8 protein-coding genes and 1 pseudogene are annotated in these 12,773 nt (G+C 40.2%); 3 read left to right on the top strand and 6 right to left on the bottom strand.

Annotated elements, in window-relative coordinates; genetic code table 11:
• A pseudogene (locus tag VB654_RS03015) lies at positions 1-363 on the bottom strand (histidine kinase); the annotation flags it as partial.
• A 382-nt stretch (positions 364-745) separates the two neighbouring features.
• Here VB654_RS03015 and treS point away from each other — a divergent pair.
• Positions 746-4,108 (top strand): maltose alpha-D-glucosyltransferase, encoded by a 3,363-nt coding sequence (treS, locus tag VB654_RS03020; RefSeq protein WP_323211933.1) that lies wholly within the window; start codon positions 746-748, stop codon positions 4,106-4,108.
• Between the two features lie 205 nt (positions 4,109-4,313).
• On the opposite strand, the gene VB654_RS03025 is transcribed toward treS, so the two are convergent.
• The gene (locus tag VB654_RS03025) at positions 4,314-5,156 is read right to left on the bottom strand and encodes an alpha/beta hydrolase (protein WP_323211934.1); all 843 of its coding nucleotides are present in this window, start codon (positions 5,154-5,156) and stop codon (positions 4,314-4,316) included.
• 809 nt (positions 5,157-5,965) lie between these two features.
• Between VB654_RS03025 and VB654_RS03030 the strand changes: the two genes are divergently transcribed.
• Together VB654_RS03030 and VB654_RS03035 are read left to right on the top strand one after the other, a co-directional pair.
• On the top strand, positions 5,966-6,472 hold the full coding sequence (locus VB654_RS03030) for a DUF192 domain-containing protein (protein WP_323211935.1): 507 nt from the start codon (positions 5,966-5,968) through the stop codon (positions 6,470-6,472).
• A 405-nt stretch (positions 6,473-6,877) separates the two neighbouring features.
• Positions 6,878-7,105, top strand: coding sequence for a DUF2949 domain-containing protein (locus tag VB654_RS03035; protein ID WP_323211936.1), 228 nt, complete (start codon positions 6,878-6,880; stop codon positions 7,103-7,105).
• 564 nt (positions 7,106-7,669) lie between these two features.
• On the opposite strand, the gene VB654_RS03040 is transcribed toward VB654_RS03035, so the two are convergent.
• From VB654_RS03040 to lpdA, 4 genes are all read right to left on the bottom strand, one after another.
• The gene (locus VB654_RS03040) at positions 7,670-8,824 is read right to left on the bottom strand and encodes an alanine--glyoxylate aminotransferase family protein (RefSeq protein WP_323211937.1); all 1,155 of its coding nucleotides are present in this window, start codon (positions 8,822-8,824) and stop codon (positions 7,670-7,672) included.
• Positions 8,825-9,214: 390 nt separating this feature from the next.
• The gene (locus VB654_RS03045) at positions 9,215-9,463 is read right to left on the bottom strand and encodes a DUF5340 domain-containing protein (protein ID WP_323211938.1); all 249 of its coding nucleotides are present in this window, start codon (positions 9,461-9,463) and stop codon (positions 9,215-9,217) included.
• 92 nt (positions 9,464-9,555) lie between these two features.
• Positions 9,556-10,464 (bottom strand): indole-3-glycerol phosphate synthase TrpC, encoded by a 909-nt coding sequence (gene trpC / locus VB654_RS03050; RefSeq protein ID WP_323211985.1) that lies wholly within the window; start codon positions 10,462-10,464, stop codon positions 9,556-9,558.
• A 175-nt stretch (positions 10,465-10,639) separates the two neighbouring features.
• Positions 10,640-12,067 (bottom strand): dihydrolipoyl dehydrogenase, encoded by a 1,428-nt coding sequence (gene lpdA, locus VB654_RS03055; protein WP_323211939.1) that lies wholly within the window; start codon positions 12,065-12,067, stop codon positions 10,640-10,642.
• Positions 12,068-12,773: the final 706 nt, after the last annotated feature.

Raw genomic sequence — 12,773 nt, forward strand, 5'->3', positions numbered from 1 at the left:
TTGCGGCAAAACTTTTATCAGTTGTAATGCTGTATAAAAAGAGACTAAAATCGTGATGGTTTTGATAATGGCTGACAACCAGTAATCTGGATGCCATATTGTCCACATATCTAGCAGATGTCCTGTACCACAAAGAATCAGAAATGCACCACATAAAATAAATACTTTGGAGAAAAAAATATCCCCACGCTTACGGACAAAGTAGATCAGTATCACTGGAATTGAGTAATAGGCGATCGCTATCAGTGCATCACTAAGTAAATGTAACGCTACCAGAGGCGTTTGCCAAAGATAGCAATGCCCATGAGGGATATAGTTGTTAGAAAATAAAAGATTTTGTAATAATTCTGAGACTGCTTGCATATTTTAGATGTTGTGATTCGCAATTAATTAAACTGTGCATAGGCAACTTAAAATTGCTAGTGAATTTCCCATAATTTTGTGAGTTTTTATTTCCTTCTAGCTAACCTCCGAAATTAAGAATTAGATGATTGCCTAAGTATTTAATCTAGTGTTGATTAAAATTGTTACGTTAAAAAATTATAACGTGCTAACTCTGATCAAGTAGACTTAACCTCAGTCCTTATTAGAAAAAAATTGCAATAATCGAATATGATGTACTGCTCTTACTTATGTCAGATGGAAAAATTGATAATTTTGGCTACTTTGTTAAATAAATAGATGATTGCATTCGGTAGCGAATCATAATTTCACCTATCAAAACCTCTAATTTTCCATAGAGAAAATGCCAAATATCATTTTTAAAAATGACCCATTATGGTTTAAAAATGCGATTATTTACGAAGTACCTATTCGTGCTTATGCTGATAGTAATGATGATGGGATTGGTGATTTAAGGGGATTGACAGCAAAACTAGATTACTTGCAAGACTTAGGAATTAATACTATTTGGTTACTACCATTTTTTCCTTCACCATTAAAAGATGATGGTTATGATATTTCTGATTATACCAGTATAAACCCTATATATGGTACATTGGAAGACTTTAAAAAGTTATTAATTGCGGCTCATCAGCGTAGTATCAGGGTAATTATTGAGTTAATTATTAACCATACATCTGACCAACATCCTTGGTTTCAACGCGCACGTCGCGCTGCAAAAGGCAGTCCAGAACGAGATTTTTATGTGTGGAGTGACACGCCAGAAAAATACGAAGAAGCGCGGATTATTTTCCAAGATTTTGAAACCTCTAATTGGGCTTGGGATGCAGTTGCTAAAGCATATTTCTGGCATCGTTTCTACTCCCATCAGCCAGATTTAAACTATGATAATCCCTTAGTTAGAAAAGCGGTGTTTGATGTTTTAGATTTTTGGTTAGAAATGGGTGTAGATGGATTACGTATGGATGCAGTTCCTTATTTGTATGAAAGAGAAGGGACGAACTGCGAAAATCTACCAGAGACTCATGCTTTTCTTAAAGATATGCGATCGCACATTGATCAGAAATATTCTCAAAAAATGCTCCTAGCTGAAGCTAATCAATGGCCAGAGGATGCCGCCCAATACTATGGTGACGGGGATGAATGTCACATGAACTTTCATTTTCCCCTGATGCCGCGTTTATTTATCGCCCTCCAGATGGAAGACAACTTTCCCATAGTGGACATTCTGCAACAAACTCCCCGGATTCCTGATAACTGTCAGTGGGCATTGTTTTTGCGGAATCATGACGAATTGACCTTAGAAATGGTAACAGATGAAGACCGAGATTTTATGTATCGGGTTTATGCCCAAGACCCGGTAATGAGATTGAATTTAGGTATCCGCCGCCGATTAGCACCATTATTAGGCAATGACCGTCGTCAAATCGAATTACTCAATAGTTTATTATTATCTCTGCCAGGGACACCCGTACTTTATTATGGTGATGAGATTGGTATGGGTGATAATGTTTATTTAGGCGATCGCAATGGCGTAAGGACTCCCATGCAATGGAGTTCTGACCGTAACGCTGGTTTTAGTCGCACTAATCCCCACCGCTTACATTTACCCGTAATTATTGACTCAGAATATCACTACGAAGCTGTCAACGTTGAAGCACAACGGGCTAACTTTAATTCTCTGTGGTATTGGATGAAACGATTGATTGCAACTCGTAACCGATTTCAGGCTTTAGGTAAAGGCAACTTTGAATTATTACACCCCAATAACCGCAAAGTTTTTGCCTTTAGCCGCACCTACGGCGAAGAATATATAGTAGTAGTTGCAAATCTATCTCATTATGTGCAAACAGCAGAATTAGATTTATCAGACTTCACTGGATTAATCCCAGTAGAAATTTTTGGTTACACAGAATTTCCAGCCATTGCAGAATCGCCTTATTTTCTCAGTCTCAGTCCCTACGGATTTTACTGGTTTGTCCTCAAACGTCAACTGAGTTTAACTCAACCGCCGAAACCCCAAGCCGAGTTACCCACATTGGTGGTCAATGAACAGTGGCAAAATGTAATTTCCCAACGAGATTTAAAAGGGGTTTTGGAATCGACACTGCGAGATTATCTATATACCTGTAAATGGTTTGGTGGTAAAAACCGAACTTTGCAATCAGTGCAAATTGTCGAAGCGATCGCCATACCCTATAATCAGCAGTTAGCCGAGATGGTGTGGTTGCAGGTAGATTACATCGACAGAAACCGCGAAACTTATCTATTATTTCTGAGTTATGGGTCAGGTAATCAAGCCATGCACCTGTTGTCAGAAATGCCGCAAGCTGTAATCGCACGTCTGCAAGTGCAAGGGGAGACTCCAGAAGCGGGAATTTTATTTGATGCTTTAGTAGATCAAGATTTTCTCAATGTATTGTTAGAGACAATCGCAAATCATGATGTATATCAGGGGATAACAGGAGAATTATTTGCCACAACCACTGATTTATACTCACAGTTATACCCAGAGAACACAGACCATGAACCAACAATCCTCAAAGAAGAAGAACAAACCAATACTTATATATTGTATGGCGAGCGATTGTGTTTGAAACTATTCCGTAAATTTGAAGAAGGTATGCACCCGGATTTAGAAATTCGGCGTTTTCTGGGTGAGAAACAACTCTTGCACCATTTTCTACCTATAGCTGGGGCTTTAGAATACCGCCGCCCCCAGAGATTTGGGGATACTCCAGCCCTAGCGATGACCGTAGGCATATTACAAGAATTGATTTTAGATACTCGCAGTGGTTGGGATTATACTCTCGATAGCCTGCGTCATTACTTTGATATCGTCACGACAAAACAAGCAACTATTACCGAAGTTCCCATACCATCAGGTTCTCTACTGGATTTGCAGAGAACTGAAATTCCCGACTTGGCAATTCAAACCATTAATTCCTACCTTCCCAATGCAGAAATATTGGGGAAATCCACGGCTGAATTGCATATTGCTTTAGCGACAGACACAGATAATCCCGATTTTGCACCAGAACCCTTTTCATCGTTTTACCAACGTTCCATATATCAAGATGCGCGTAACCTCACAGGACGAGTCTTTCGATTCCTCAGAGAACGGGCAGAATATTTGCCATCTCATACCCAGGAGTTAGCAGCAGATGTTCTCCATCAGCAGCAAGAGATTTTGGCACGGTTTCAGTTAGTGGTAAATCAAAAAATTATCGCTTTGCGGACTCGTTATCATGGCGACTATCATCTGGGGCAAGTGCTATACACTGGCAAAGACTTTATTATCACTCATTTTGAGGGTAAAATGGCTCGCAGTTTGAGTGAACGCCGCCGCAAGCGATCGCCTTTAAGAGATGTAGCCCGAATGCTGGTATCCTTTAACTATGCGGTGACTCAAGCTCTGCGCTATGAAGTAGAAACTGGCATGATTCGTCCAGAAAATCTCCCCCTGATGGAACAATGGGCGCAGTTTTGGTATACCTGGGTGAGTGCTACCTTCTGCAATTCTTATTTAGCAACTGCTGGGGAAAACAACTTTTTACCAAAGACGCAAGCAGAATTACAATTACTACTTTTTGCCTATCTATTGGAAAAAGCTATTGAAGCACTTGAACATGAACTTAATCATCGTCCCGATTATGTGGATATTCCTCTGCAATTGATTTTGCAATTGTTAGCGCAATCTGACTAATGAAAAAGTTAGTAGTGAGGACTTTAGTCCTCTCTATCTCCTGTAAGTAGGTAGACAAGAAAAATCCCAACTATATGACGAAAGGTAAACAAAGCAGAAATCCTGACCAATGACCAATGACAAAGGACACATAACGACACAAGGAAGGGCTAAAGCCCAACTACGAACTGCTGAACATTAATTTGATTATTTCCTAGCAACCTTCTTAAATACTTGTAACCTGGGGATGTGTTTCCAACCAAATATCAATATCACTCAATACCTGCTGGGGAATTTCCCACGGAAATAAATGTGCGGTATTGGGATAAGAATAGTACTGGCTATTTTTTAGGTGTCGCGCTGTTTCTAAACTTGATTCGGCCGTGATATGACGGTCTTGTTCTCCAGCTAATATTAAGCTAGGACAGTTAATTTGCTGTAAATCTGTCAGTCGATTGTAACCGGATTTGAGGGCAGTATATAGGGCGCGAGTTGCGGGAGAGGAGGTTTGTAAATAGGCCTGTGCTGCTTCCTGGGCAATATAATTGTATGCCGTAGGGGTATGTTGTTGAATTAAATAACGAAAGAGCGATCGCTTGCCAAAAGTATCAATATTCCACTGCCAACTCGGTTGCAGATAATTCAAAATTCCAGCAATGCCAGTATAGAGATTATCCTGCCAAGTGATGGGAGGATGATTACCACGGGGTCTAGCTGCTGTAGCCACTAAAATTAAACCAGTCACCCGTTCTGGTAGTCGCAATGCCATTTCCATTGCCAAAATCCCCCCCAGTGACCATCCTAAGATAAGACATTTTTCGATTTGATAGCGGTCTAGCAGCGCTTCTAAGTCAGTCAAATGATCTAACATCTCAAAATTTCCATTGCAGCGACTCTTGCCGTATCCACGTAAATCAGGGGCGAATGTTTGGTAATTCTGGGATAAGTGATTAGTAAACACAGAAAGATTCCGACCAGAACCAGGATGACCATGTAAACCGAGAATTGGGAATCCTTCACCTTGAATATAGACGTTGAGGTTTACCTCTGTTGTAGAAATTAAGGACATAATTTGCAATTTTTGTCATCAATATATAACATTTAATTTCTTTGATTCCCCAGTTAGAAAAGCACATAAATGATTAAATTATTCCCAATCCCCCCGACTCCCCTACCTGTTCAGTAGTGACAATTCATGAATTGTCACTTCATTTTTTCCAGCAAGTGTCGAATGCTCCAGAATCGGAAGGTATGCCGCAGGAATGATCCTTATATAGTTCAATTCTGCTAAAACTTTTTTTCCACTGCGAGAGGATATTTTTATGTGTTACATTTCCTATACCCGTTTTAAAAAGCTCGGTCATACTTTCCTAAGTTTCATCAATAACCTCATAACTTAGGAGCTAGAATTCAATATATTTAGCTCCACTGCCCGGATACGTAAGTAGGTAGGAAAAAACCAAAATATATTACGAACAGTAAACAGGGCAAAAATCCTTACCAATGACCAATGACCAAGGACAAATGATGACCCCCACCAGTTAACTTTATTTACGCCCACTTACTTAACAGTTTTCTGAAGGACAATCATTTTTAGTCCATTGCACTGGCGATACTACTATCCTCTCAACTGGTCAAAATTTAATTACATATTGCGGAGAAAAAAGTTTTGTGGCGTTGAGCATTCTGCCCGCCTGGATGAGTATATTAACTGACCATCTGCTATTACCTTGATCTAGCAAGTAGATACATTAATCTTATCCTTCTCCGTAGAATCACCATTTAACAATTAACACCATCACAGAAAAAACAACTAAATTCCGTGTAATTTTTGGTATAGGTTCTGTAAAATCGAAATTTAAATTACAAAATCAAAAAATGATGCGTTGGCTAACTTTAGTTCCGATGCTGTTGAGTCTTTTACTAATGGGCTGTTCCATGAAAACAACAGCAAAATCTCCCACACCCACCCCCAACAGTCAAACCCAAGCATTCGCTGGTCAAATGCTCCCCATTTCTGCGGAGGCAATTATTTCTGATGGTACTAGAATTCAGTTGGAAGTAGCACGAACACCGGAACAGCAAGCACAGGGCTTAATGTATCGTCCTACTTTACCTGATAATCAGGGGATGTTATTCCCATTTCCTGCTGCACAACCAGTCAGATTTTGGATGAAAAATGTCCCTGTTCCTCTGGATATGGTGTTTTTGCAAAATGGAGTAGTTAAATATATTCAAAATTCTGCACCTCCCTGCACAAGTGAGCCTTGCCCAACCTATGGACCCAATGTTCCCATTGATACGGTAATTGAACTGCGGTCTGGGCGAGCTGCCGAATTAAATTTACAGCATGGAGATCGAGTCAAGATTGAGTTCTATGAGTAGGAATGGGCTAACATCCCCATTTGTTCTAACTGTTTTTAATCATAGTCAAATTTGCAATTTTAAGGTAAAATCACATTTCTACACTGGAGATGCCAAAAATATTCCTTTTGGCGTAAGTGTAAACGGACGCTCATAAGAGAGTATTAGCTATGGAAACTTTGCTACTAAATGTGTAGTTCAATCAAGCATCATCGTTAACAAGAGGGCATCAAATTAGACCTGAGTAGTTTGTAGCTTGAGAATTGAGCCGATAAATGAGGCTCTCAAGGGGAAATTTTCTAGTTTTATCTGTGAAATCGGTCGGTTTGATAAATTTAAGCAAAATTTTTTCACGTGTTTATCCGGTAAATATCAGTTACCTATGAAATATTAGCTGCGGGCTACTGAGAAATGCTAAATCGTTATATGACAATACATTCAATTCAAGGAGGTGAGTTACAAATGCCACCATCAACATATTCGCGACTAATTCATTTTCTCCAGGAAGATTTGGCAATTTCGGCGGCATCTCTGGCAGTTGCCCAGCGACATCGAGAGCAAGATCCAGGTCCGTTACCGATGATTCTGTGGCAGTATGGGTTAATTACTTTAGAACAGTTAGAACAAATTTATGACTGGCTAGAAACGGCGTAATTATTAAGGGACTACAGCAAGTCATTGATTAAAGGTCAAAACAAAACACTTATTAGATCAGCTTTTCATTAATTTCAAGTGATTGTGCTATGCCAATATATAGCAATTGCTCAGGCAGTTAAGAGAGTATGGATTGCCCAAAGCTTTGAAATAACTAGGTTTATACTCAGTATTTTGCTATAAGTTTCACACAGGAGAATTGAGGTATGTTGTGTCCATTATGCCTTGTACGAAGGCTGATAGACCAGAGAATTGATTGTTGCTATTTCTATTTATTTCAATACACATTCAAGGAGCGAGTTAAAGATTTAACTCGCTCTTTATAATTTCATCAAAAAAACCAACCTCAATCCCCAGGCTTTAGCAAGCTACCGTGTACACACAAGTGATTGAATTTAACCAAGTCCTCACAAATCGCCTTTAACTCCCAAAATTGGGGGAACAAGAATTTTCCAAGTTTCCCAGACTTCGGGAATTTAGGGGCAAAATAGACTCAAATGCAGACAGATAGGACTTGTGTGTACACCGCAGAATTTACTTTTGGATTGTGGATTGATAATTTTGTCAGGATTGTCTAAATACTTGAGCAGCTGCCGCTACACCACCACCGGGAGTAAAGTTTTCGTGACCTAGTTCAGCGAGAGTAACTTCTAAAGCGGCTATACAGCTAAGAATATCGCGATCGCTTACAAAACCCAAGTGACCAATGCGGAAAATTTTGTTTTTCAGATGGTCTTGACCGCCAGCCAAGGCAATATCAAAACGCTTGTTCATTAACGACCGAATTTTATCCGCTTCCATTCCTGGTGTGGCTACAGCCGTAATTGCCGGACTAGCATAATCATCTGACCCAAATAAAGGTAAATTCAAACCTTTAACAGCCGCACGGGTAGCATTTTTGAGTCGTTGATGTCGTGTGAAAATTGACTCCAAGCCTTCTGCTTTCATCATGCCTAATGTGGTGTGTAAAGCCACAATCAAGTTCACGGGTGGAGTAAAAGGAGTCGTATTTTTAGCTGCGGATTTGCTATATTTACCCAAGTCTAGATAATACTTTGGTAACTTCGCAGTTTTGTATGCTTCCCAAGCCTTGGGACTAACCGCAACAAATCCCAAGCCGGGAGGAATCATATAGCCCTTCTGAGAACCAGAAGCTACGACATCCAAACCCCAAGCATCTACAGGTAAATTAAATGCACCCAAGCTAGTGACTGCATCCACAATAATTAAAGCTTCGCCATGTTCTTTCACAAGGCGGTTGATAGTTTCTAAGTCATTCAACACACCGGTTGAGGTTTCGCTGTGGGTAATAATTACGGCTTTGATTTGCTTTTCGGTATCACCTTGCAATTTTTCAGCAAACAGCGCAGTATCTAAAGGTTTGCCCCATTCGGCGGTAATCGCTTCGACGTTCAAACCGTAGGCTTCACCGATTTCTACCCAGCGTTCTCCAAATTTACCATTGGAACCAACTAGAATGCGATCGCCTGGAGACAGAAAATTAATAATTCCCGCTTCTACTGCACCCGTGCCGCTAACATTCAGCGTCAGGACATCATTTTGAGTTTGGTGTAACCATTTGAGGTTTTCTGTCACCTCAGCCATGATCTTGCTAAACTCATTGGTACGGTGTCCAATTGGGTGCTTGGCTAATGCCAGCAAGGCAGCCTCTGGCACTGGTGTGGGGCCAGGAATCATTAGCATCAGCTTATTGTCCATGTGTTTGTCCTAAAGTCAAATAAAAGTTAAAAGTGTAAGCGAATAGTTAAATTCTGGTGATGAATTTTAGATTTACCTGCATATACATCAGTTTTCAAATCTATAGTAAACCTATAGAAAAAGTATGATTGAAGCTAAATTATGTTTAGCTTGACTTTTACAACAATTTATGTATATTTAAAATAATCTAAAATTCTTGAGTTTAGCTAACGGAAAAGAGACATTAAATTTTCTACCCAATTTGTCTGAATTCTTAAGTGGAGCTTACTTAGAATCTCACAAATCAGGGTACAAATACAATATGGGAGCAAATTTTTTCCCTTCAAATTAGTGAAGGCGGAGTACAGACGCGATTCATCGCGTCTAGACAAGAGTATAGATTCTGTCTGCTCAATCGGGGACCACAGCTTTAGCTGCATGATGATTGATTGACCAACGATGATCTATTCCCATAGAAGAAAATTGGCAAATATTTTCTAGTTGCTTTTGCTGTGCGGCTGCTTTCCGGAGAGTAATAATGAGTTGGTTGACTTGATGTCGCAAATCAGGGTTTTGACTGACGGCCGACATAGTTTGCCTTTCTAAAAGTTGAAGTAAAAGTTCGTAGTGAATAGGCGAAGGTAAGGGAATTTGCTCCATTAGATTTAATACTTCAAATTAGGGATGTTTTGTGAATCAGAGTTAAAACTCTTGCCAAAATTGTTATGCAATGAACCAGTACTTAGTTATTATTATATTGATATTTTTGGAGATGAAAATTCTGCAAATAGATTGGCGATCGCTAAATCTGGATCTGCTTGTTTAACTAAAGATTCTCCGATTAATACTGCTGCTGCTCCTGCTTGTTTTACTATATGTAAATCTTCTGGAGTATGTAACCCTGATTCACTCACCACTAGAATATTCCGTTCGTGTAATTGACTACTTCGTGCTAATAATAATTCACAGGTAGTTTGGAGGTCAACAGAAAAATCTTCTAAATTACGATTATTTATTCCTAAAATAAATTCACCATTTAAAGCTAATACTCTGTCAAGTTCTACCAAACTATGAACTTCAATCAAAGCCTTCATTTTCAGGGCATTGGCAATTTTGAGAAAGTATTGTAAATCTTGGTCACTGAGAATAGCCGCAATTAGTAAAACCGCATCTGCACCCTGAATGCGAGCTAAATACATTTGATAAGGATAGATAATAAAATCCTTGCATAAAAGGGGTAAATCTACGTTGGCACGGACTTTAGCTAAGTTCTCAAAACTACCTTGAAAAAATTTAGTATCTGTTAAAACCGAAAGACAACTAGCACCACCTTTTTGATATGCAGAAGCAATTTCTACCGGGTCAAAATCTTCTCGTAAAACGCCCTTGCTAGGGGAAGCTTTTTTTACTTCCGCAATCAATGCTGGATTAGTTTTACCTTGTCTTAAAGCAGCAATAAAATCACGAGTTGGCGGTGCTGAAAGTGCTTGCTTTTGCAATTGTGCCAAAGGTCGCCTTTCCCGCATTTGGTCAATCTCAATTTCTTTATGCCAGACAATTTCTTCCAAAATGTTATTTGGTTCTATATCTGGCAAAGTAGACTGATAACGCAAGAAAGAAACATTAATTGTTGTGTTTGTGGAACGGCGGCGAATTTGCATAATTGTCAGTGCTGAGTGCTGAGTGCTGAGTGCTGAGTGCTGAGTGCTGAGTGCTGAGTGCTGAGTGCTGAGTGCTGAGTGAGGAGTAAGGAGTGAGGAGTGAGGAGTGGGGATTGGTAAAAAATTCCCCCCTGCACCCTGCCCCCTGCCCCCCTGCCTCTTCTCTCCTGCTTCTTTAAACCACGGCTCGTTTGTAAGCTTCATCTAGCACTTCGGAAAGTGTCGGATGGGCGTGGACTAAATGAGCGAGGTCTTGGACAGATTGACGATGAGCGATCGCGGCTGATGCTTCGTGAATTAAGTCGGCGGCGTGCATTCCGAAGATATGGACACCTAAGACTTCACCCGTATCTTTGCGATAGACGACCTTAGCCATACCATCAGATTCGTTTTCGGCTAAGGCTTTAGAGTTACCTTTAAAGTAACTTTTACTGGTGGCGATTTCAAAGCCTTCAGCTTGCGCCAATTCTTTAGCGGCTACTTCTGTTAAACCTACATAGCTGACTTCTGGGTGAGTAAAGGCGGCGGCGGGAATACTGCGATAATCTACCACCCGATTTCGCCCTACAATATTTTCCACCGCGATGATGCCTTGAGCCGAAGCAGCGTGTGCCAACATCATTTTGCCGTTAGCGTCACCAATTGCCCAAACATGAGGTACTACTTCCCCAGATGACAGCACAGCCATGCGATCGTCTACGGGGATAAAGTTCCGTCGGTCTAGTTCTATGCCTAAAGTTTCTAAACCCAGATTTTTGGTTGCGGGGATGCGTCCTGTGGCTACTAAGCAAGCATCCACTTCGATCACATCGATATCTTTTTTGGTTTTGAAATCTGCCAATTCAATTACCACTGGAGAACCAGGAATAATTTTTTTCGCGTATATTCCTACTTTGGTTTCAATATCACGAGGAGTAATTAAAACTCTTTCTGCCAGTTTAGCAATATCCCGGTCAAATCCTGGCATTAATTGGTCTAGGGCTTCAATCATGGTGATTTCACAGCCCAAAGCCGAGTACACATCAGAAAATTCTAAGCCGATGTAACCACTACCAATAATCGCTACCCATTCTGGTAGAGACTCTAATTTTACGCCTTGGTCGCTGGTAAAAACGGTTTTGCCGTCTACTTCAATTCCTGGCGGTACAAAGGGTACGGAACCAGGAGAAAGAATGATATCTTTGGCTGTGACAGTTTTTTCAACACCATCCCCGGTGATCGTCACCTTTTGAGTGCCGGCAATTTTGCCCCAACCCCTGATAATATCAACTCCCAGACGTTTGAGGCTGTTAGTTAAATCGCCTTGAATCTTAGATACCAGATTACCAGCATGATCGGCGATCGCTTGGCGGTCAAATGCCACATGATCAACTTGAATCCCCAAGGATTTCAGGTGGTGGGCATTACGTAACTCCCGCACACGTCCCGATGCTGCCAGTAAAGCCTTAGAAGGAATACAGCCACGATTAACACAGGTTCCTCCCATGTCGGCTGCTTCGATAATTGCTGTTTTCAGTCCACAGCTAACGGCGTGTAGGGCTGCGCCATGTCCACCTACACCCGCGCCTATAATAACTAAATCGTAATCAAATCCATAACTCACGTCAGTTTCCCCGTGTGCTTCGCCTATTTATTTTCAACTTGACCAGCCATTTACGCAACTCTAGAAAGTTTAGGCGTTGCCAGGTCGAAATTAAATATTATGCTTTAAATTAGCAAGCGAAGATGTAGATTTTTTTACTATTATAATTACACAAAATAATATATAGCATTTCCTCCTATGGGCAATTCATGAATTGTCCCTACCTAATTACTCAGTAGACCAGTAAATGCTATATACGTGTGCATCTATGGTTAATTCAATCTTCTATTTTCCAGTCATTTTCCATAATTATTGAGCATTATTACCTAAAAAAGCATCAAACAGCCTTTACCTTCTCAGTCCTATTTCATCTTGGGCATAAATCCAGGCTATGAGAATTTGTTGATGTCTATTGGGAATCATATCTGTATAATTAGACACTTTTAATCTAGTTGAGTCAAAAACCCTGATAGAAAGTCTCTACACTTCTTAACTGAAAAGTGTTGGCAACAATCGTATATATGGTTAGCGCATTGACAATTTGATATTGCTTCAAATTGAGAAATTGCAATTATTATTATTGATTATCAGAACTTGATTTTCCCGCTTATGCATATTTTATCAGCCCAAAAACTCCGTTTCACATTAGGTTTTGCTACTTTATTGCTTGTGAGTGCGGCTAGTAATGGTTTATATACGCAGTCAAAAAATCAGCCAGAAATACCAG

It is taken from the genome of Nodularia sp. UHCC 0506 (assembly GCF_034931045.1).
Lineage (GTDB): Bacteria > Cyanobacteriota > Cyanobacteriia > Cyanobacteriales > Nostocaceae > Nodularia.